The organism is Streptomyces sp. NPDC016845 (assembly GCF_044332585.1).
Taxonomy (GTDB): Bacteria; Actinomycetota; Actinomycetes; order Streptomycetales; family Streptomycetaceae; genus Streptomyces.
Window position 1 is genome coordinate 1 of the sequence record NZ_JBIRPI010000034.1, and the last position, 21,477, is coordinate 21,477.

The window sequence follows — 21,477 nt, forward strand, 5'->3', positions numbered from 1 at the left end:
CACGCCTGCGCGCCCACGGCGTCCCCGTCGAGCTGCACCTCTACCCCGGCGCCTACCATGCCTTCGACCTGTTCGCCCCACAGTCCCAACTCGCGACGAGCTTCCACCACGCCCTGAACGACTACCTCGTCCGACACTTCACGAAGTCCCAGACAACAGCGACTGCCAGGTAACACGCGTGACGGCAAAGCCATCAAGACGGGCAGCCGTGACGCGGCGATCTGGCTGACGTCGGTCGAGTACGTCCGCCAGCACGAGGACGAGACCGAGCGACGAGTTCGTCCGTCACGACCGAGGGGACGGCGACGGCGACGACGTCGGCGCTGGCGCCGACGTGCGGATGGTCTTGAGCAGATCGCTGCTCGTGCTGTGCAGGGCGAACTTCTCGACGATGCACGTGTCCAAGATGATCAACGCGAATGCTCCCCGTGCCTCACGCTTCTGGTGATCGAGGATGGCAGCCCATCGTGGAGGCGCGCACCGCGATTGCAGGAGAACGAGCTGTCCGTCCCCGCGCTCCTTGGCGTGTAGCGGGCCGCGGCCTCGATCCCGCGCCGCCAGTACGCGCCTTCCGGCTTCACACCCGCGGCCCCGGGAAGCGGGCGAGCTGAGCGGGATCCCGGGGACTGGAGAACTGCAGCAGCTCCCGCGCCCGCGCGCTCAACGCCTCGGCCGCTTCCGAGGCGTCGACGTCGTCCGGGAACCTCCCCTTCAGGCCCGTCAGCCAAATCGGCTTCCTGACTGCTTCGATGTCTGCGAAGATCATGAGTGTGACCGAAGCAGACCCGCATGCCTTCTCCGCGGTGGAAGAACCTGCCGTGGCTGTGCGAGACGAGCGGCGTGGGCTGCTGGCCGTGGCGGGTAGCCGCGGATATGGCGTCCCGGCCCCGGTAGCGGTCTATGAGACGTCCGATCTGAGCTGCCGCCTTCTCGTTCACTCGCGTTTCCCTGTGCACGCGATGGCCTTCCATCCTGCGCTCCCGCTGCTCGCATTAGGCACTGGCCGTTACGACGGCGGCTACTTCTTCGAGGGGGAACTACTGCTCCTGAACCTGCAGTCCAGCGAAAACCGATCACTCATCGAGCACGAGATCGGCCGGCAGGTCCTGGAGCTGGAGTGGGTCGACGAACACGCCCTGCGGATCCTGATGGCCCCGCCCGACGACTGGCAGGACAAACGGGCCCGTCTGGAGGGGCACGTCGTGGTGGTGCACCGGGACGACTGGGCTAGCGTCCCGGCCCGGTCGCTCACCGGCCGCGATCTGGCTGGCCCGAGGTTGCCGGCACCACGTCCCAACGGTCACGAGGCAGCCCGGCAGATGCTCGCTGAAGTCAGCGCCGCCTGGAGAGTGCAGAGCGCGGGTCACTCAACGGATCTGTGATCGCATCACACAGCGTCAACGATCTAGTTCAGGCGTTCCACACCGGAACCGGAACCGGAATCCGTCGCGGTTTCCGAACACGCGGGGCAGTTCGGCATGGGTGGTGGCTGAGGAAATGCCTCATCCTGTCCGTCGAGCCAGCCCGTCAGGCGCTCGGCAAGAGTCAGGTCTTCCGGGAAGAGCGCATGCTGGAGACACCGCTGGTTGGGGTCCCAGGCCCACATCCGCCCTTCGGAGGTGCTGAAGTCGACGAAGGACCATATGGCACCGCCCCACTCCAGAAGCGGCACCACCGCAGCCGGGTGGCCGGGCCGGGGCAACCACTCCGTGAGGTAGGCCTCTACCAGCCGCGGGGCGTCACTGAACTGGTATTCCGTGTCGGTCAGCGACAGCGCCTGGCTCCACCGGCCGAACCCCCCGTCGGCTACCTCGAGATAGGTCCGCTTCAGAAGGGCCGGCATGGGATAACCCACGGCTGCCTCCACTTCGGCGACTGCTTCGGCAGGGGCCGGTTCGGGCAGCTCGCCAGGCTCCGCCTCGCCACGTATCCGCTGCAGGATCTCCTCATCGTTCATGGCGGAATTCGTATCAGAAGGCTCTGACAAGCCATGGTGTCGGTTACACGGCTGCGGGCAGCTGCTCGACGGCCTGAGCCGTCGGACCCGACGTTTCGTCGGGGTGGACGGCATCCGTCTGCCTCGACGAACATCCGGCACCACCGTGACGCGTGGATCGGGCACCAGATCCCCGCCGCGGAGATCGAACGGGCCGCCGACTTCCAGGACCGTTGGGGCGGCCTCGCCCCCACCGGCCCCGGTCTACGAGGGCGGCCGCGCATCATGGGCGCCGACTGCCCCGAAGGGCCGGCCGCCAAGAGCTGGTCCTTCCCAGCGGGAGACTATCGGGTTCCATGGCCTACGCATTCATGATCGGCCCCGATGGGGCGTTCGGGATTCACGCCTGCCACTGGATGCCCCTGCATGCGAGCACCGACGGACGGGTGGAGTCCCTGGCACTTGCCGGGCAGCCCGCTGCTGGGCCAAGACGGTCACGCGGCTCAGGGGCAAGGCCGCCGCGGCATTGGACCTCGGTGAGTGACTACGAGCTGGTGCCCGAAGTGCAGGGCGTGACCGACAGCTGGTGGCGTGGCAAGGACTCGCTCGTCGCCCTGTACCGAGGCGAGGCCGTAGCGCGTGCGTGGCCCTGGCTGGTTTCGCTGTCAGTGGCTCCGCGTACGGTCTGCGCATGGTTGATCAGCAGTGGGGCGGGGTCCGTCAGCGTGTGGTCGCGTTGGGCTCTCAGCCGTCGAGCAGCATGGTGTTCGGCTCGATCAGGCACGGGTGGGTTCTGGAAGAACCCCTGACGGATGACGGGCTTGCCGAACTCGAAGCGCAGGTAGGCGTGCGGTTGCCTGATGATTACCGCAACTTCCTCACCGTCGTGGGCGCCGGTGGCGCGGGTCCTGCGTACGGCCTCTTCCCCGTTCACCGCGTGCAAGGTCGCTGGCGTTGGGAGGGAGACGGTGCAGACCTGGCCGATCTGTCCATGCTCGTTCGGCCCTTTCCTGACCACGGCCCGGATCCCGAAGACCTCGACGCACTTCTCGCTGTTCGTCCCGAAGAAGAGAACTTCGACGAGATAGAGGACTTCGACGACGCCATCGAAGCGTGGGACGAACGCTGGGAAGCCTTGATGTTCGCCCCTGAGCGCACCGCCGGCGCCATCGTGATCTCCCACCTCGGATGCGCACAGAGGGAGTGGCTGATCATCAGCGGCACCTACCGCGGCAGCGTCTGGTCCGACTGTCGGGCAGACGACGCCGACCTCGTCCCGCTCCTCGACCAGGCTGGGAAGCCGGTCACATTCACGCACTGGTACATCGACTGGCTGCAGAAGGCGGAGCTCACCGCACACCAACCGTCGACAAACGCCTGACGCCGGGCATCGGTGTGCACGGATAAGCGCCGCCGAGACGATGAGCGTTGTAGTCGGCCACAGTGGCCCACTACAACGCTCAGTCCTCCGGTTCACAACGGGGAGCCGCCGCCCGCTTCGGCGAGCGGCGGCTCCCTGCCTTTCATGGCGGCCTGTAGAAAGATTCTGATGACAGGTTTCGCGCAGTACGACGGTTACAAGAGGGACTTCGACTTCTGTGTCGGGCCCGCGCGGCCGGACGGATTCCGGAGCAGAGCGTTCGGCGACCGCCTGTGGGCGGACGTCTCACGCCTGCTGGGAATACCGTTCGACGGCGCGACGATCACACCCGTCGCCAACGACGGATACAACTACTGGTTCGAGAACGAGGACCTGAGCGCCTCTGTCTACTCGGGTCCACTGGAAGGCTCCGGAGTGCTGGACCAGGTGCCCGCGATGCTCACCGTGATCTCGCGGTCCGTGGACGTCGCGAATTCGGAGCTGGCGGAACGGCTCTACGCCGGGCTGACCACGTCCGACGACGCCTACCTCGTGGTGGTGTTCGAGGCCAATGGGATGCCGATCGCCGCCAACTTCGACATCGGCGACGGCTGGTGAACCCGGCCGCCCGCCACGCCGCCCGTCACCGTGGCCGGACCCGGGTCAGCGCCACGCCCGCCAGGACGATCGCCGCGCCGACCGGGGTCGACCAGGCCAGGGCCTCGTCGAGGAGGGCGACGCCGGCGGCGGTGGCGATGACCGGGATGAAATAGGTGACCAGGTGAACATCTGGGAGGCCGTCGGGCCGACCTCGGCGACCAGGCCGTACTGGATGAGGACGGCGACACCCGTGCCGAGCGCGCCCAGGGCCGCGACCGCCAGCAGCGGCACGACCGGGAAGGCGCTCGGAAGGCCGGTGAACAGCGTGATGACGGCGGCCAGTTGTGCTGACCGACAACGGCCCCTGCTACCGCTCACGCGGCTGGCGCGACCTGCTCACCGCGGCCGGGATCACCCACAAACGGACCCGGCCCTACCGGACGCAGACCAACGGCAAGGTCGAACGCTTCAACCGCACCCTGCTGGCCGAATGGGCCTACGCCCGCCCCTACCGGTCGGAGACTGAACGACGCGAGGCCTTCTTCGGATGGCTGCATACCTACAATCACCACGGCGGACACACCGCGGTGAAAGGCCAGCCACCCGCCAGCCGCGTCCCCAACCTCGCAGGGCAATACATCTAGGGCTCCTGGAGACTCGGTTCAAAATTTGTACCCAGCTGATTTAGCGAGCCTCTGTCCCTTCCGCACCCTGGTCCTCGGTACGCGCTGCTTCTGCTGGCGCGGGGACTGTCGTACGGATGCGGGCGCGTTTGCCAGGAAGGCTGGTGACCGCCGCGATGGCAGCGGCGATTGCGGCGATGATGAGCAGAACGCGGTGGTCCACGAGTGCGAGCAGGCCCGCTCCCGCAGCGAGTGCGATCGCGTTCGGGGCGTAGAGGAGGGTGTTGGCGGTGGCGGCCACTCGGCCCAGCAGATGGTCGGGGGACTCGCGCTGGACGGCGGTCAAGGCCGCGATCAGCACACAGGGCAAGCCAGCGCCGATCATCGCGCTGGCCAGCAGAACGACTGGCATTGAAGGGGTCACGCGCAGGGCGACGCCCAGCGCGAACAGCATGATTCCGGCTGCGGCGAAGACGCTTTCGGGCATCCGCCGCAGCAGAGCACCGGCGAACAGCCCGATGAGTACGGAGCCGGCGCCCTGCACGGCGTAGAGCACCCCGGCGAACGCCGGCGGACGCTGCAGGCCGGAGTCGACGACGGCGTACACCGACGCCGCGTTCAACCCGGCCACGCCCATGGTTGCGGCCCCGGCCAGCACCAGGCGCCGCAGGGCCGGGTGACGGCGCAGATAGCGCGTGCCCTCGGCGACCTGGACGCTGAACCTCTGGTCTTTGGTCGGGTGGGGCGCGGGCTCGGACACGCGGATGAAGGCGAACGCTGCGGCGGCCAGGACGAAGGTGGCCGCGTCCAGCAGCGCCACTGCTCTGCCGCCCAAGTGCACGAACAGCAGTGCCCCCAAAAGCGGGGCGACCAGTTTCATGCTCTCGTTCACCGTCATCCGCAGGCCGTTGAAGTCACCGCGTAACGACGTCGGTACCGCGGCGGCTACCAGTGCGGACTCCGCCGCGTCCATCAGCACGGAGCTGATGCCGTACACCGTCAGCACCGCGAACAGAATCCAGATTTGCTCGCTGGAGTGGACGGTGAGGAGAGGCAGCAGCACTACGGCCATGCCGACATTGCTCCAGATCAGCAATGGCCGCCGGTGCACACGATCGGCCAGAGTGCCGATCAGCGGGCCGAACAGAATGGGCGCCCAGACACAGAAGGTCGTCAGGGCGGCCAGACTGTCCGATTCGGTCAGCGACTTGGTCCAGACACCGGCTGCCAGGCTCATGGCAGAAGTGCCGAAGACCGAGATGATCACCCCGCTGAGGTAGATCACCACATTGCGGTCACGTAAGACCCGCCCTCCGCCCCAGCCCATCCGTCCGTCCCTTCGCCACCATGCGGATCCAGGCGTCCCCGCCCGGCGTACGCACGGCATTCTGCACGCAGCGCTGGCGGCGGGGGCAGACCCCGCCTGTAACAAGGGAATCTTTCGCAACAGCCCCGATGTCTGCTCCCAGGGTCGGGCTCACCGTGTGCCGACCATCAAGCGCTGCTGCCCTCTGGGCGGACAGCGGCCGGGCGGATCCATGGACAGCTCAACAGCGCATAACCGAAGCTGACGGCTACAGGGGCGTGATCTGGCGGCGCGAGCCCGTGCGTATCCAGCCCCGCTCAGGCCGGGACGCCACTCAGCAGTGGCTCGACATCGCCACGGCCGCCATGGAGCCCCGCCCGATACCGTCCCTGGTGGAGAGCTGGTCATCTGGCGCGACGGAAAACCGACTTCGGCGCGTCCGCTCCCGCGTTGCGGCTCGCGGTCGGCGCTTGGCCGGCCTGGTGCGCCGTTACGCCGCCTCGTACGCCTCGTACGCCTCGTACGCCGCGTACGGCTGCCTGGCAGATGCGTGTGCGCCGATCATGCCCTCAATTGGCTTGCGGTGCGCCCTGGGAGAATCTGTATCCGGCGAAGTCGGCGAGGTGGACGTACCCGATGCGCTGGTATAGGGCATTGCTGGTGGGGTTGTCCGGGTCGGTGAACAGGACGACGTCCGTCGCACCCGCGGCCAGCGCCGCCCGGCTCGCCTCGACCGTCACGGCGCCCGCGTAGCCGCGGCCCCGCACATGGGCCGGGGTGTAGACGGGGTCGATCCGGACCATGCCACCGATGACCGAGGTCGAAGCTGCCATCGATACGGGGGCGCCGTCCGGAGTCTCCCAGAAGGAGAAGTGCCGGTGGCCGCGCTGCTACCTCCCAGGAACGCGGGCAGCAGCACCGCTGCCGACCACATCACCGCCACCCAGTTCGCCCTGGCCCAACTTCCGAAACGTCACCGACGGGGCCGGTCCACACTGATTCGTACGGACTCCGCGGGCGGCACCCACGAGCTCGTCGCCTGGCTCTTCAAGCGGGGCCGGTGGCTGTCGTACTCGGTCGGGATAACCATCACCGACGCCATTCACCAGGCCGTCCTGCGGGTCCCCGCCTTCGCCTGGACGCCCGCCATCGAGCCTGGCGGCGAGATCCGCGACGGCGCCTGGACCGCCGAGCTCGATGGCGACGTCCTGGAGAGCTGGCCAAGAGACGGCGCCGTGCGAGTTCGAAACCGAAGACTGGGCTTCCTACCGCATCCTCGCCGCCGCCGCGCCACCGATCCAGAGCTACGAGGACAAACTCGAACTCGTTGCGAGCGGCCGGGCGATCGCGGTGCTGCCGGTCGGCGATCGGCGCAGCACACTGCGACCGACCTCGTCACAATGCCACTCGAGGGCGCTCCGCCCAGCCGCGTCGTCCTGGTCAGCCGCGCGAGCGACCCGAACCCGAATGATCGGGAGTCTACGGCTGGCCGCCCAAGCCATCCTGACCGGCCACGCGGCAGCCGGAGTCATTCGAACTGCAGAGATTCCGGGCTCGAACGAATGCGGACCGGCCGGGGATCATCGTGATATGGCCCAGCCTGACCCGAGAGCGGCCTGCCCGGCCTCTCAAGCAGAAGGTTCGACGCGCGCCCCTCGTGATGCCCACCGGGCTTCTCGCGTCTGCCTCCTCCTTGTCCGTGCGCTGCCAGTTCCGGGGGCGTCCGGGAACTGCCGGACCCTGACTCGGGCTGTCGGACACGATCCCCCCCGTCTTCAGCACCGGTTGTCCGGGGCGGTGCAAGAAGTGGACGCCGTGCGCGACGTAATCGCACCTTCGTCGCCCGCTACTGATTACGTGTCAGTGCCCGCCTTTAGGCTGTGCGCATGACTGATCAACTCGTGGCGGAAACGCTGAGCCGGTTTCGGGCCAAGGCGGCGGAAGCGGGCGTGTCATCGCGCAATGTGGAGCTGTTGATCAGCTCCTTCCTGCCGGCGGTCTATCCGCAGATAGGGGGCGACGGACCGGTCGTCGTCCACCTCGGTGGCGACAACCCCATGCTGCCGGTCGGCGCGGGCAAGCCGAGCGAGCCATTCCTCTGCAGCATCGACTGCGCGCAGATACCGCCGAACTCGACCGGCCTCCCCCTTCCGGCCGACGGGCACCTGCTGCTCTTCGGCGACGCCGAGAAGCTCGGTCAGGGCCCGGGGCCCGGCTACGTGGTGTACGTACCCGCCGGGACGCCCACGACGGAGGTCCCCGCCCCGGAGCCCGTTCGCGGCTCGTACGAGGAGCGGGACTACCGCTCGGTCCGCGTGGGGCCGTCATGGCCCTCGTCCGGTCCCGACGGGTTCGCAGACCCTTCCGACGACGAGTCCGAGATGACCGTCGAAGACTACGAACTCATGGACCAGCTAAGCGACATCTGGGGGGAGGCCGGCGGCAACTATTTCGGATCCGACCTGTACCTCGGCGGCCATGCAGACTTCTGGAACGACGATCCAGTCGAACTGGCGAACGAGTACGAGTACGGGGGCGGTAACGACTGGTGTCTGCTCGCCAACTGGTACTGCGACGACGTCGTCGCGCTTCCCCTTCCCCGCATGCACTGGTTGATCCGCCGCCAGGACCTCGCCGACCTGCGCTTCGACCGGGTGATGATCTCCGTCGACATGCATGGTTAGCTCTCTCCCGGTCCGCGCTCGCAACGGAACGACGACGGCCCGCCACCCCGACTGCGGACAACGCCGGTCAGTTCGCGGTCTCGGGTCTGCCCGCCCCAGCCTTCCGTGCCTTCCGCAGCGCGGCGTGCGGCAAGTGCATACCGGCAGCGTCATGGTGGGCCCGGGCAGTAGTCGAGTCCACACTGACCAGGGACAGGTCCGCCTCACCCCGCTTCGCGGTCTCTGCGAGCAGGCCCTCCAGCAGGCCCTCCAGCAGGGCCTCGAACACGCCTGCGTCACGCCACTGCCGGAACCGGTTGGAGACGGTCGACCAGGCGCCGAACTCCGCCGGCATCTCCCACCACTGCCCACCCGTCTTGAACCGCCAGATCACGCCCTCGAACTGCTGCCGCAGCCGCTCAGGGTACGGGCCGTACTCGCCGATCGGCAGATACGGCCCAATGAACTCCCACCCCACGTCGGTCAGTTGCACTCGCGTCACGCAAGACGATCTACCGGACCACGCCTCGACGCGAGGGCAACACCCGAAGATTGATCGCGACTCGATACGCCCCCTAGTCCGCAAGGAACGTCCGCACTCCGGCGCCTAGTTGCGGTTCACCGACGCCGACGGACTGCGGCTCACCGCGTTTGCCACCAACGCCACCAACGCCACCAACGTCACCGACGTCCCGATCGCCGCCCTGGAACTGCGGCACCGCCAGCGCGCGCGGGCCGAGGACCGTATCCGCAATGCGCGCGCCACCGGTTCAGATCCCATTTTCAGGGCCGCCGGTTCGGACTTCATCAACTCCGTATACGCACCCCGACCGCCCTCAGCAGCAGTTGGAAGAAGAGAAGGAAGCAGCCGTCCGGGCAGCGACTCGCGACCGTGTGCAGTCCTCGCTGCCGGTCAGGCCTCAGTCGCTCGCTCCGAGAGTCCGCGCGAGCGCGTCCAGCGTCACCTCGACGATGGCGCGCAGCTGATCCTCGCCGATTCCGGCTCTGCTCATGACGGCGAGGGACTGATTCACGGCCGCGAGGTGGGTCGCGAAGGAGTCGGCCGTCTCGTCGTGCAGCCGGCCGGCTTCCAGTGCGGCGCGCAGCCGGGTGTGCTGGAAGCCGATCGCCTCCCGGGCACGCGCCGCGACGCTCGCGCTCAGCACCGGGGTCGCCATGACGGTCTGGGCCACCAGACATCCGTCCGGCAGGGCCGGGTCCGCGATACGTTCCAGGGTGACGTCGAAGAACGCGCGCGCTGCCGCGAGAGGCCCGTCGGCGGCGTCTGACAATGCTGCGTCGTACTTGGCTCCGTACCGCGTGGTGTAGCGCTCCAGGCAGCGCGAGAAGAGCGCGTCCTTGTCGCCGAAGGAGGAGTAGAGGGAGCTGCGGTTGAGTCCGGTCGCCCGCGACAGGTCGTCCACCGATGTGTCCCCGTAGCCGGCCCTCCAGAACTGGATCATCGCGGCATCGAGCGCCGTGGCGACATCGAACTGCTTCTTGCCCGCCATGCCGCGCCCTTCTCCTGCTTCGCCTTCTTGCCGGAACCATTCTCCCATGACACCTCCCATCTTGAAACGTTCGGTTCGTGATGGGTTAGGGTCCGACAGACCGCGAACACATCGCGCGCCTCTGGAGGAGAACCATGAACGACCCCACGGACGCCCCGCGCGTCTCCGGCAACCCGGTCCCCGGCGTGCCGCTCGCTGACCTGGCCGGATTCACCCACCGTTGGGTCGACGGGGGCGGTGTCCGGCTGCACGCCGTCGAGGGCGGCCGGCCGGACGGTCCGGCCGTCGTGCTGCTCGCCGGGTTCCCGCAGACCTGGTGGGCCTGGCGCAAGGTGATGCCGAACCTGGCCGACCGTTTTCACGTCATCGCGCTCGACCTGCCGGGCCAGGGCCACTCCGAACGCCCGCACATCAGTTACGACACCCATACGGTCGCCGCGCACGTCCATGCCGCGGTGGAGGCGCTCGGCGTCCCGGCCTACTGGCTCGCCGCGCACGACGTCGGTGCGTGGGTCGCCTTCTCCCTCGCGCTGAAGTACCAGAACCAGCTGCACGGCCTGGCGCTCCTCGACGCCGGTATCCCCGGCATCACCCTCCCCGACGCCGTCCCCACCGACCCCGAACAGGCGTGGAAGACCTGGCACTTCGCCTTCCACCTCGTACCCGACCTGCCCGAGACGCTCCTCACCGGCCGCGAACGCGAGTACGTCGGCTGGTTCCTGAAGGCCAAGACGCACTCCCCGGGCACCTTCGACGACGCCGAGACCGAGCGGTACGCCGCGTCCGTGGCCGCCGACGGCGGTCTGCGCGCCTCCCTGGCCTACTACCGGGACGCCGCCGAGTCGGCGCGGAGGAACCATGAGGCGCTGGACCAGCAGCGCCTGACAGTCCCCGTGTTCGGGATCTCTGGCAGTCACGGTTCCGTCCCCGACATGGCGGCCTCCGTCAGGCCGTGGGCCGACCACGTCACCGGGATCGTCGTGCCGGACGCGGGACACTTCATCCCCGACGAACAGCCCGAAGCCGTCGCCGCCGCACTGACCGCCTTCTGTTCACCCGTCCGCCACTCGCCCGCGAGCCGGCCGTAGAGCCGCCCCTCGTCGCACAGGGGCCCGGCCGGGGAGAAGGGGGGCGAGGTCCCGCTGGCCGGGCAGGGGCGGACCGGTGCTGATCAGGTTGAGCGCGCCCAGCTTGAGGTCGGAGGTGTGCAGCGGCACGGCCGCCACCGCCGTGACGGAGGCGGCCAGCGCACGCGGGACGAACCGGGGCCAGCGCGCGGCGGCCTCCGCGCCGTCCAGCGGCATCAGCGGCAGCGGATCGTGGGTGCGGGCGCTGTCCGGACACGGGCCCCCGTCCAGGTCCAGCTGGTTCTGTTCGAGGCGGCGGCACAGCTCGTCGGAGGGGGGCAGGTAGGCGACTGAGGCTGCCCCTCTGGAGTTGGCCCGGTTGCGGGCCGAGTACCAGCGGCTGCTGAAGGCGGAGAAGGGGTCGCAACCGAAACGGGAGATCCCGCGCCGTGCAGCCGCCTATCTCGCTCGGGAGGTGAAGTGAGCCCCGCCGCTAAGACTGCATCTCCGATAGTCGCGCCGTCTTCGGCGTGCGGCGGATCTGCCGGGTCCCGGGCCCTCCCCGTTCCGGCTGCTACCGATACCAGGCCACCGCGCAGGCACGCGCCGTGCGTCACCAGCCCGACACCGTCTTCATCCTGTGCCTGTGGGACGCGGCGCCGGGCGGCACACGGCAGCTCATCACCACCGCCACCTCAAGGCGTCGCACCGCGAACTCGACGAGCCCCGTCACTCGCAAGACCTACCGGGACGGCGTACCCCTGTCCCGTCTCGTCCTGCCGTTCACCACGGTCGCAAGGGCGGACACATGGCGGATAGCGGCTTCCGACCTCACGTCCGCCGCAACTCGGCCGCGTATCCCGGTCGTTGAGGATGGCCGGCCCTGGGTTTTGGGCGGCCGGGGGACTGGCGGTGGGCGCGTACATGCTGAACGCTGGCGGCACACACCTGACAGCGGCCTCTTTCGGGGCGGCGTATCAAGGACGGGGGGCCGCGTCCGATGGACGACCGGAGCGACGATGTGCGGAAGATCCGCAGGGATCCGTCCGGTCCCGGCTGCCCGGTCGGCCGCTGCGAGGAAGGCACCTGGCAGGTGCGCGGTTACGCGGCGGCGCGCGCCGTGCTGCGCAGCACCGACACCGTCCAGGCGGGCCTGGGGATCGAGACCGTCGAGAAGATGCCGGCCCGGATCCGGCGGCCCGTGCTCTACCGCGACGGGCCCGGACACCGGGAGCACCGCCGCCAGACCGCCCGCTACTTCACCCCCCGCCGCGTCGAGGAGCACTATCGCGAACTCACCGAACGCGTCACGCGCAAGCATCTGGACATCCTGCGGACCGACGGCGAGGCCCGGCTGGAGGACCTCACCTTCGGCGTCGCCATCGATGTGGCGTGCGCGGTGATCGGACTGACCCGCAGCAGACCCGGTATCCAGCGTCGCCTGGAACGCTTCTTCCCCGAGAAGTTCGGCCGGCCCGGGCTGACCAGCCCGCAGGGGATCTACTGGCTGGTCCGCCAGAACACCAACTGGCTGCGGGTCTACCTTGCCGACGTCCGCCCTGCCGTCCGCGCCCACCGCGCACAGCCTGCCGACAACCTGATCTCCCACCTCATTGCCGAGGGCTGCTCGGACGCCGAGATCCTCGGCGAGTGCCTCACCTACGCCGCTGCCGGCATGGTCACCACCCGCGAGTTCCTCTGCGTCGCCGCATGGCACCTGTTCACGGACGCGGCCCTGCGCGAGCGCTACATGGCCGGGAACGAGACCGAACGCCTCGCGGTGATCCACGAGATACTGCGCCTGGAACCCGTGGTCGCCCGGCTGGCCCGGCGCACCACCGGCGCCCTCGACGTGCCCGGCGCCGACGGCCCGGTCACCGTGCCCGCGGGCACACGCCTCGACCTCTTCGTCGACGAGGCCAACACCGACCCGGACGCCGTGGGAGCCGCCCCGGCAACGGTCCGCCCCGGGCGGCCGACCACGGGCCGCTACGCGGCGGCCCTGTCGTTCGGCGACGGACCGCACCGCTGCCCCGGCGCCGACATCGCGATGATGGAGACCAACGTCTTCCTCGGCCGCCTCTTCGCCCTCAAGGGTATCCGGATGCTCACCCCGCCCCGCGTCACGTTCCAGGACGAGATAGGGGGCTACGCGATCCGCGGTCTCCACGTCGCCGTCGACCCGCAGTGACACCGCACCGCCAGCACGGGCGAGAGAAGGAAAGAAAGAAGACAGTGCCACCGGAGAGATCCCAGGTGTCCGGCACATAGGTCAGTGGGTAGCGGCTGGTGGTGATGTGCCACCGGCTGCGGACTTCCAGCCGTGACTCCTGGGCTGGTGGTCATGAACGTGCCGGTGCCGAGGTTGCGGAAGGTCCCCTTGCCGATCCGGGCGAGAACGGTCTCCTTGGCCGTCTGGGCCGTGGCCGGTGCGGCAGCGGGCAGTCCTGCCACCGCGAGCAGGGGCAGCACGGCAAGGGCGGAACGAATCCTCATGGGTCATCCCCAAGCGCAGGTCGGTCGGCCTGAGGCATGCCCCGCGCCCCGTGCCCCGTGCCCCGCGCCCCGCGCCTTGCGTGAGAGACCTTCTCGCGGTGGGGGTTGAAGTCGTATCCCTTGTCCCGGAGCAGCGAACCGGGGCGGCGTCATGGTCGGCCGGGAGGCCCGGCCACCGGCGGGACGCCGTCGACCAGGGCGAGGGTCGGAGTGACGTCGTTGACGTTCGCCGCGGTGGTGCGGTGAAACTCGGAGTGATGCCTGTGTATTACAGCCGTTCGCGCGAAACCATCGTCTTCTGGGGCGACGTGAACAAGAGCATCGCGGTCCGGTACCTGCCCGCTGGTGGACCTCCTCGTCGGATTTCCGTCATCCTCCTGCCCGCCGTGTGCGCGTGACGCACGGAAAAGCACCGAACGAAGTCCGGAAAGCGCTCTGTTCGTCCATTTATGTCCGGGTGCGGCGGAGGGGCTAGTTCCGGCCCGTATGAAGAAGGACTTCGGGGGCAGCACGCGCTGTTCTGTGAGGTTTTTGTGTGAACGTGTGTGCTCCTCGTGGCCACTGGGGTCAACGAGAGGTGTCTTCCTGTGGGGGGAAGTCTTGATGCAACGCACCAAAGGTGCGCGGTTTTCGCGCGCCCGGAACAGATCCCGGACGGCCGCCCTGGCGGTGCTCGCGTCCGGCGCGCTGACCGTGTCGCTGCTGCCCGCGGCCACCGGCGCGGCCGCCGCGGACAAGCCGACCTCGGCATGGGGCAAGGACGCCCCGTCGTTCGCCATGCCGGACGTGCAGGTCGGCTCGAACCGGCCGGCCCCGTCGCAGGCCGAGCGTGCTCCGTCGGCGGAGGTCGCGGCCTGGCGCGCGGCGCAGAAGCGGCGGGCACAGACCGGTAGTCCGGCCGCGGCCCGCACCGCAGCGCCAGAGCTGTTGACGTATGTGCCCGAGGGGCAGGGCGCGGTGCCGTGGCACCGGATCAGCGACTTCGCGATCACGGACGCGCTGACCGCCCGGATCGACTTCTCGACCGGCAACCTGATGCTCGCGGCCACCGACTTCTCCATCGCGGGCGTCGGCCAGGACCTGACCCTGGCCCGCACCTACAACAGCCTCGACGCGCCGTGGGGCAAGGTCTCCCAGCGCTGGTGGCAGCAGTACGAGCGCTACCTGCAGTTCTTCGACAACGAGGTCGAACTGTACGACGCTTCCGGCGACACGGTGCGCTTCACCAAGAACAGCGACGGCACGTTCAAGACCCCGGCCGGGTAATCCAAAGACCTGAAGAAGAACGCGGACGGCACCTACACCGTCACCAACTGGAAGTCGGGTTCCAAGGACACCTACGACGCGAACGGCACCCTGACCAGGGTCACCGACCGCAACAAGGGCACCATCACCGTCACCCAGCACGACGAGGGCAGCGAGCACGAGGGCTTCAAGCTCACCGAGACCCGCTCGGGGCGCTGGATCGACCTGGTAAAGACAGACGACTCGCAGTGGCAGGCCAAGGACAACTCCGGCCGCACCGCCGTCTTCGACCTCGACGCGGACGGCAACCTGGCCAGCACCACCGACGCCGAGGGCAAGACCACCACCTTCGGCCACGACACCTCCGGCCGCATCACCAAAATCACCACAGCCGAGGGCCGCGTCACCGTCTTCACCTACGACGACGCCAACCGCGTCACCTCCATGCTGCGCGCCACCGACTTCAACGGTTCCGGCCACACCGGCCCGACCTGGACCTACAGCTACACCGCCTCCAGCCCGACGGCCGCCGGGACGACGAAGGTCACCGACCCCGAGCAGCACGCGACGACCTACAAGCACGACGGGGACGGCCAGGTCACCGACGTCACCGACGCGCTCGGCCGCAACCGGTCCTCGAAGTTCGACGCTAACCACAACATCGAGACCGCCACCGACGCCATGGGCTCCGGCTCCACCGCCGGGAACGTCACCACGTACCACTTCAACACCCGCAACAATCCGGAGACCGCGACCAAGCCGACCGGCGGAATAGCCCGCAACAGCTGGCAGACCATCGCCGGCGGCGACGTGCCCAAGGACTCCACCAACGCCGACGGCGAGAAGACCCAGTTCACCTACGACACCGCCGGCAACACCAAGTCGGTCGCGCAGACCGGCACCGGCGGCGGCAACGTCTCCTACACCTACAACCCCGCCACCCCCACCTGCGGCGGCTTCGAAGGCCAGCGCTGCGCTCAGGAAACGAGTATGACGTCGTCGAAGACGGTGAAGACGTCCTTCACCTACGACGGCGAGGGCAACCTCATCAAGGCGACGCCGCCGTCCCCGCTGGGGGCGACGACGTACACCTACGACAGCCTGGGCCGCACGGAGACCGTCACCGACGGCCGCGGCATCAAGAAAGTGTTCGTCTACGACAACCTGGACCGCATCAAGACCGTCTCCACCACCAACGACACAATCCGCTACTGGTACGACGGCGACGGCAACCTGCGCCAGCGCGACGACTCCACCGGCACCGTGCAGTACGCCTTCGACCCGCTGCAGCGTGAGACGGTCCGCACGCTCCAGGACGGCTCGCAGACCCTCCTGGCCTACACCCCGGCCGGGAACGTGGACTTCTACCAGGACCCGGCCGGCAAGACCGACTACACCTGGAACGAGGTCAACACCCTCTCCGAACTCAAGGACCCGCAGGGGCGGGTGACGACGTTCGAGTACAACCGCAATGACAAGCGGACGGTGACCAAGTACCCGGGCGGCACCACGCAGACGTTCACGCTGGACAACTCGATGCGCCCGAAGACGGTGAAGACCACCAGCTCCAAGGGCACCCTGGTCGACCTCGCCTACACCTACGGCTACGGTACGGACGCCAAGACGGACGGCGAGAAGATCCGTACGAAGACCGACAACACCGCAGGTACGAAGACGACCTACACCTACGACGGAGCCGGCCGTTTCTCCTACGCGGCGGAGAACAAGGGCTCGACGCTGAACGAGGCCTGGCAGTACTGCTACGACCTTGCCGGCAACCTCACCAGCCAGGGCGTCACCTCCGGCTGCCCGCGCGGCACCACCTACACCGTCAACGACGCACAGCAGATCACCTCCAAGGACGGCTCGTCGACGAACTGGTCCTACGACAAGGTGGGCAACGAGGCCGCCGGCGCCTCAACTCCCGAGGGCACCCGCACCAACGAGTCCTGGACGGACCACAGCCAGCTCACGGCGGTGACGGTCGGCGGCAAGAGCTACACCGGCCAGTACGGTTCCACCGACCAGAGCGAACGCATACGCCTCGGTGACACCTACTTCCACAATGGGCCCATCGGTCTGGCCGGAGCCTCAACCGGGGGCGTGGACACGGGATTCGTTCGCGAGCCCGGGGGCACGTTGAACTCCATGACCCGCAGCGGCAAGGCGTACTACTACCTCACCGACGCCATCGGCTCCGTCATCGGCGTGACCGACGAGTCCGGCGAGAAGGTCAACGCATACGCCTACAGCCCCCGCGGTGTCACCCGCACCACCCTGACCAGCGAGAAAGTCGCCCAGCCCTACCAGTTCGCGGGCGGCTATCACGACACCACCGGCCTCTACCACTACGAAGCCCGCTACTACGACCCCAACATCGGCCGCTTCACCCAGCCCGACCCCTCCGGCCAGGAACAGAATCCCTACCTCTACGCCGCAGGCGACCCCGTCAACCGCATCGACCCTTCGGGCCTCGCCTCGCAGAGCCTCACGGGTGAAGTGTGCATGTTCGGTGGCTGCGTGGAACTGGGGATCAGCCAGAACGACGACGGCGCGCTGCATCCGAGCGTGGCCATCGGGGCCGGTACCCCGGGGGTGAGCGGCGGCTACGAGGCAAGCGCGTCAGATGCTTCCTCGGGCACGACAGGAGAGATCGGGTGCGAGGCCGGCAACTACCGGGCGTCGGTGAGCACGCAGGGTGAGACCGCTGCCGGAGCCAGTACGAGCTACAGCTCCAAGCCCGGCTGCTCAGCCAAGATCCGGCACACTTTCTGAAGGAGCGACAGATGAGCGCAACGCAGTGGGCGGCACCGGGCGGGGGACCGGACGGCCCTCCGTGGTTCGGTATCGCATTCGCAGTCGTGGCTGGAGTTCTCGCTGTCATCATGATCGTCGGCTTGGTCCGAAGAAAGCGCTGACTGGACCCGCTCCTCTGATCGGACACACTCCCTGATTGCCAGGGCGCGCAACGCGGCGTTGCGCGCCCTGCGTCAGGAAGGACACCCGTCGTGCTCATTGCTCAGGACACACGTCCGTAGGCGAGGACCTGAGCGAGGACTGCACGGAACCGGTCCCTTGCCCGGCCGCGACCAGGTCAGTGCGACAGCGACGTAGACCTTGGGGTCCCCCTGGGGAAGGTTTTCGCCGGCTTCCTCCGTCAGGACCTCGACGCCGTCACCCTCCGGCGTGACGCTCACCGACAGCTCAAGAGGAGCATGTGGGGTCTCGCGTCCTTCGCGCTCTTGCGAGTTCGCATCCTGGCACGGCCCTGATGTCCCAGGGCCCTGAACCTTGACCGTTGCCAGCCGAAGGTGCATCGTCCAGCTCCGGTAGGCTCACGGCTTCATGGAACAGCTGCCCGAGAGCGTGGACCGCGACATCTTCGAGCACCGGATCATCTTCGCGCTCATGACGATCCGCGAAGCGTTGGGCTGCACGCTTCACCAGGCGCTCGATGTCTTCGCGCAGCGGTACGAGGAACTTCGCCGCGACCGCCCGGACGACTTCCACCTGGACCGGGAACAGTACGGCCGAGGTTTCTACTCCTGATCACATCACCGGCACCGGGGCGGACCGCTGACCAGCGCTTTCACGCTTTCGTGACGCCAACCGTCGTCGGTCAAGGTTCACTGGCAAGCGATCGGCATCGGGTGTTCCGGTGAGCCGACAACGTCCCCGTGCTGTGCGGCTTGAGGTCGATCATCCGCATGCGCCAAGACCTGTCGTCGAACAGATACGCACACCACATCCCGCGCGGCCATCTTTCGACGAGGGCCAGCGGTCGCTCCCGCGCGGACAGCAGAACCGCGTAGTCCATCCCGGCGGCATGTCTGCGAGCCGCGACCGCGCGCGACATCGGATCCGGATGGGTCATTCCTTTATAGGACCCCCACATGTCGCCGTACGGCCGAGGCACCGACCCAGTAAAGCCTCTACCAACCTGCGCGGTGCTGGATCACACTGCGATTTGCCTGCTCTTACCTGCTCGATTTGAGGTTGGGAAACGCTCAGCCTCGCGGGTTGTCCATGCCGTGGGCCATTCTTGGGTTCTCCAGTCCGTGAGTCGGGGCAGGGCGGGCAGCCCTGGGCGGCTTCGGCGAGAGGGCGGTTGCCACGCCGGGGGAGATCAGGGGGAAACATGAGTAGTGCGATGATTGCTTTAGTTGTTGCGGTGTGCGGTGTGATGGGCACGCTGTTGGCTCCGGTTCTCTCCCAGCGTTCTCAAGCGCGATCCCTGGAGGCGGACTTCGAGAGGCAGCAGCAAGCGGACCGAACGCAATGGCGGCGCGAGCAGGAGCGTGTGGGGCTGGAGCAACGGCGCACTTGCTACGTGGACACGAACGCCGCGTTTCGCAGGTACCGAGTTCAGTTGATGAACTTCCTGTACTTCGTTCACCGTGGCCAGGTGGACGAGGCGGCCAGCCAGGAACTTGAAGCAGCGCGGCAAGCGCATCACGCGGCTTTCGCCGAGGCCCAGATGATCGCTTCCGCATCGGTCCTGAGCTATCTGGATGAGCTGGCTATCGCTCTCGGACAGAGCTACCGCAGGACGAAGAATCTTGAAGAGGGCCACCCGGAACCGGACGGATCCTTCGAAGAGATCGAGGCCTACCTGAGCTGGCTCTGGGAGCGTTGGAATGCGATGCGGGGGGCTATGCGTGCCGATCTGGGAATCAGCGACACACTTCGCACGTCGTCACCGGGTGACTCCCCCTGAGTGCAGGACGCCTGTACGGTTTCTCAGCCGTGGAAGTGGTTGAGCGCGCCCTGGCTGGCGTTCTGTGACCTCCCAGGGGTGTCTCATCAAGGCCGTGTCCCATTCGGGTGTGCCGGTCGCCCGGGACTCCCCGGGGGTGCGGGCGTTAAGCCCGTTTCCAGTTGCTTGGGAGCTGGGCCCGGGTCGGATATTCGGTGTTCTGCCCGCCCCATGAGGACACAAGATGGGGCGCATGACTTTGCCCACCCCCGTACTGCACACCGCGCGCCTGCGACTGCGGCCCTTCGCCGACACTGACGCGGACCTTCTCTTCGCGCTGCATAGCAGCACCTACGTGATGCGCTACTGGGACACCCCGCCCTGGACCGAACATGCCCATGCCGAGCGTTTCATCGCAGTGTGCCGGAAGATGGCGGACGAGGGCACCGGGGCGCGGGTGGCCATCGACCGTGCTTCTGACGGGGCCTTCGTCGGCTGGTGCGGTCTGACCGGATGGGACCCGGACTACCGCAGTGCGTCTTTGGGCTACGTCCTCGATGACGCGATGTGGGGCCAGGGCTTTGCGACGGAGGCCGCGCACGCCGTGCTGGAGTGGGCGTTCGACGCACTGGACCTGAATCGAGTTCAGGCCGAGGCCGACACGCGCAACGTGGCATCTGCCCGGGTCCTGGAGAAGATCGGTTTCGTGCGGGAAGGGACGTTGCGGGAAGACTGCGTGGTGAACGGCGAGGTATCCGACTCGTGGGTGTTCGGATTGCTCAGGCGGGAGTGGCGGCCGTCGGCTGTGCCGATTGCAGCCCGTGAAGTGCGACGTTAAGTCCGTTCTGGTAGCGGCCTCGTCCGGGTTGGGTGAGGAAGCCTTGCCGGAGAAGGCGTGCGAGGCGGCTTCGAGTGATGTCGACGAATGCCTCGTCGGTGGGCATGTCGAGGAGTTCGTGCAGATCACGGGCCCGGAATGCCTGGCCCGGGTGCTGGTTGAAGGCGTTCACGATGGCCTGGTAGGCGGTGCTTGTCTCGGTCTGGGGCGGGTCGGGTTCGGTTGCTGCCGGGGCGGTTTCCGCGATGACTTTCCGGGCGATGTCCAGCTCCGTGAGTCGGGGGTCTCGGCCTCGGCCAAGGCGGTGGTGAGATGGTCGCTCTGCTCCTGGATCTCCCTGGGCCCGGATGGTGGCCGCCGTGTGTTGGGCCCGGAGGCCGACGAGGAGTTCGGTGACGTTCACGCGGCCGGCCCGAGGTCGTCGCGCCAGGCCGCGCCCGGCGCGGTCAGACGGCGGGCCATGTTCGTGGTGGAGGCCTGGTAGACGCGCGAGACGGAGGTGTCGGGCCGGTGGTCGCACTGGCGGGCCAGTCGCCGGTGCGGCAGCAGAGCCCCGTTGACCTGCTGGGTATCGGTGATCACGAGGGACGGGTCCTCTAATCGGCGGGCGTTCTCCCGCACCTGGCAGCGCAGGAGTTCCTGGATCCGCGGGTCGAGCCCGTCCTCGCGCCACAGGCCGAAGTAGTAGAACACCGCCGACCAGGACTGCAGATCATGCGGCAGTTTGCGCCACTGACAGCTCGTCCGGTTCTGATAGAAGATCGCGCTCACGACCTCCCGAAGGTCACAGGATCCGGGATCTCCGGTCGCCGACCGTGCCACCCGGTCCTGCTTCCAGGCCGTGATCATCGGCTCGATCAACGCCCACCGCTCGTCCGATAAGTCGCTGGGGTACGGCTCTCTGCCCATGACCCGAACCACAGCATGTCCATGCCGAACGTGGAGCCCGCGCAGCGATCAGTCACACGATCGAGGAGCGATCACGAACAGAGGAAAATCGGACTTGACGTCCACTCAGTGCGTGCGCATCAGCATGTCGCCGGCGCGAGGAAGGCGGCGCCCGCCGCGGTTGCTCAAAGGGGGCCCCGCGCCGGGACGAACCATCTCGATCCGGTCCTGCGGAAACTGGCCGCCCG

Annotated in this window: 15 protein-coding genes and 7 pseudogenes; 13 read left to right on the forward strand and 9 right to left on the reverse strand. The window is 67.9% G+C overall.

From position 1 onward, the window contains the following. Positions 1–577 precede the first annotated feature (577 nt). Positions 578–766 carry a hypothetical protein gene (locus tag ACH4RC_RS39265; RefSeq protein ID WP_398209362.1) on the reverse strand — a complete coding sequence of 63 codons (189 nt, stop codon included), beginning with the start codon at positions 764–766 and terminating at the stop codon, positions 578–580. On the opposite strand from ACH4RC_RS39265, the gene ACH4RC_RS39270 reads away from it, so the two are divergent. Further along, the gene (locus ACH4RC_RS39270; RefSeq protein ID WP_398209363.1) at positions 750–1,382 is read left to right on the forward strand and encodes a hypothetical protein; all 633 of its coding nucleotides are present in this window, start codon (positions 750–752) and stop codon (positions 1,380–1,382) included. The two genes, ACH4RC_RS39265 and ACH4RC_RS39270, sit on opposite strands and share 17 nt — an antisense overlap. Positions 1,383–1,405: 23 nt before the next feature. Here ACH4RC_RS39270 and ACH4RC_RS39275 read toward each other — a convergent pair whose 3' ends face one another. After that, entirely contained in the window at positions 1,406–1,957 is a 552-nt protein-coding gene (locus ACH4RC_RS39275; RefSeq protein WP_398209364.1) for a hypothetical protein, read from the reverse strand. 670 nt (positions 1,958–2,627) lie between these two features. Between ACH4RC_RS39275 and ACH4RC_RS39280 the strand changes: the two genes are divergently transcribed. Beyond that, positions 2,628–3,317: an SMI1/KNR4 family protein gene (locus ACH4RC_RS39280; protein WP_398209366.1), complete on the forward strand. Its 690-nt coding sequence runs from the start codon at positions 2,628–2,630 to the stop codon at positions 3,315–3,317. A gap of 168 nt (positions 3,318–3,485) precedes the next feature. Further along, positions 3,486–3,914, forward strand: coding sequence for a hypothetical protein (locus ACH4RC_RS39285; protein WP_398209367.1), 429 nt, complete (start codon positions 3,486–3,488; stop codon positions 3,912–3,914). Positions 3,915–3,939: 25 nt separating this feature from the next. Here ACH4RC_RS39285 and ACH4RC_RS39290 read toward each other — a convergent pair. Next, positions 3,940–4,244, reverse strand: a pseudogene (locus ACH4RC_RS39290) (EamA family transporter); the annotation flags it as partial. On the opposite strand from ACH4RC_RS39290, the pseudogene ACH4RC_RS39295 reads away from it, so the two are divergent. Next, positions 4,241–4,540 (forward strand): annotated as a pseudogene (locus ACH4RC_RS39295) (integrase core domain-containing protein); the annotation flags it as partial. The pseudogenes ACH4RC_RS39290 and ACH4RC_RS39295 overlap by 4 nt on opposite strands. 40 nt (positions 4,541–4,580) lie before the next feature. Here the strand turns inward: ACH4RC_RS39295 and ACH4RC_RS39300 are convergent. Together ACH4RC_RS39300 and ACH4RC_RS39305 are read right to left on the reverse strand one after the other, a co-directional pair. Continuing rightward, on the reverse strand, positions 4,581–5,846 hold the full coding sequence (locus ACH4RC_RS39300) for an MFS transporter (protein ID WP_398209369.1): 1,266 nt from the start codon (positions 5,844–5,846) through the stop codon (positions 4,581–4,583). A gap of 548 nt (positions 5,847–6,394) precedes the next feature. Next, a pseudogene (locus ACH4RC_RS39305) lies at positions 6,395–6,709 on the reverse strand (GNAT family N-acetyltransferase); the annotation flags it as partial. Between ACH4RC_RS39305 and ACH4RC_RS39310 the strand changes: the two are divergent. Both ACH4RC_RS39310 and ACH4RC_RS39315 read left to right on the forward strand, forming a co-directional pair. Next, a pseudogene (locus ACH4RC_RS39310) lies at positions 6,701–7,264 on the forward strand (IS1380 family transposase); the annotation flags it as partial. The pseudogenes ACH4RC_RS39305 and ACH4RC_RS39310 sit on opposite strands and share 9 nt — an antisense overlap. A gap of 447 nt (positions 7,265–7,711) precedes the next feature. Beyond that, a complete protein-coding gene (locus ACH4RC_RS39315) occupies positions 7,712–8,509 on the forward strand; it encodes a DUF1963 domain-containing protein (RefSeq protein ID WP_398209371.1) in 798 nt (265 codons plus the stop codon). A 79-nt stretch (positions 8,510–8,588) separates the two neighbouring features. On the opposite strand, the pseudogene ACH4RC_RS39320 reads toward ACH4RC_RS39315, so the two are convergent. Next, positions 8,589–8,990, reverse strand: a pseudogene (locus tag ACH4RC_RS39320) (transposase); the annotation flags it as partial. Between the two features lie 67 nt (positions 8,991–9,057). Here ACH4RC_RS39320 and ACH4RC_RS39325 point away from each other — a divergent pair. Next, positions 9,058–9,258, forward strand: a pseudogene (locus ACH4RC_RS39325) (IS1380 family transposase); the annotation flags it as partial. A gap of 150 nt (positions 9,259–9,408) precedes the next feature. Here the strand turns inward: ACH4RC_RS39325 and ACH4RC_RS39330 are convergent. Next, the gene (locus ACH4RC_RS39330) at positions 9,409–9,999 is read right to left on the reverse strand and encodes a TetR/AcrR family transcriptional regulator (protein ID WP_398209372.1); all 591 of its coding nucleotides are present in this window, start codon (positions 9,997–9,999) and stop codon (positions 9,409–9,411) included. A gap of 134 nt (positions 10,000–10,133) precedes the next feature. Here ACH4RC_RS39330 and ACH4RC_RS39335 point away from each other — a divergent pair, with 134 nt between their 5' ends. Next, entirely contained in the window at positions 10,134–11,087 is a 954-nt protein-coding gene (locus ACH4RC_RS39335; RefSeq protein ID WP_398209374.1) for an alpha/beta fold hydrolase, read from the forward strand. Here ACH4RC_RS39335 and ACH4RC_RS39340 read toward each other — a convergent pair. Next, positions 11,052–11,303, reverse strand: coding sequence for a hypothetical protein (locus ACH4RC_RS39340; protein ID WP_398209376.1), 252 nt, complete (start codon positions 11,301–11,303; stop codon positions 11,052–11,054). The two genes, ACH4RC_RS39335 and ACH4RC_RS39340, sit on opposite strands and share 36 nt — an antisense overlap. Before the next feature lie 763 nt (positions 11,304–12,066). Between ACH4RC_RS39340 and ACH4RC_RS39345 the strand changes: the two genes are divergently transcribed. The 5 genes and pseudogenes from ACH4RC_RS39345 to ACH4RC_RS39365 all read left to right on the forward strand — a co-directional run bounded on the left by ACH4RC_RS39345 (position 12,067) and on the right by ACH4RC_RS39365 (position 20,341). Further along, the gene (locus ACH4RC_RS39345) at positions 12,067–13,257 is read left to right on the forward strand and encodes a cytochrome P450 (protein ID WP_398209378.1); all 1,191 of its coding nucleotides are present in this window, start codon (positions 12,067–12,069) and stop codon (positions 13,255–13,257) included. A gap of 968 nt (positions 13,258–14,225) precedes the next feature. Then, positions 14,226–17,582 (forward strand): annotated as a pseudogene (locus ACH4RC_RS39350) (RHS repeat-associated core domain-containing protein). 570 nt (positions 17,583–18,152) lie between these two features. Then, complete coding sequence (locus ACH4RC_RS39355) at positions 18,153–18,356, forward strand: hypothetical protein (RefSeq protein WP_398209379.1); 204 nt, start codon at positions 18,153–18,155, stop codon at positions 18,354–18,356. A gap of 589 nt (positions 18,357–18,945) precedes the next feature. Next, on the forward strand, positions 18,946–19,524 hold the full coding sequence (locus ACH4RC_RS39360; RefSeq protein ID WP_398209381.1) for a hypothetical protein: 579 nt from the start codon (positions 18,946–18,948) through the stop codon (positions 19,522–19,524). Positions 19,525–19,756: 232 nt separating this feature from the next. Next, positions 19,757–20,341: a GNAT family N-acetyltransferase gene (locus ACH4RC_RS39365; protein ID WP_398209382.1), complete on the forward strand. Its 585-nt coding sequence runs from the start codon at positions 19,757–19,759 to the stop codon at positions 20,339–20,341. Positions 20,342–20,740: 399 nt separating this feature from the next. Here the strand turns inward: ACH4RC_RS39365 and ACH4RC_RS39370 are convergent, their stop codons facing one another. Further along, entirely contained in the window at positions 20,741–21,250 is a 510-nt protein-coding gene (locus ACH4RC_RS39370; RefSeq protein ID WP_398209383.1) for a transposase, read from the reverse strand. Positions 21,251–21,477: the final 227 nt, after the last annotated feature.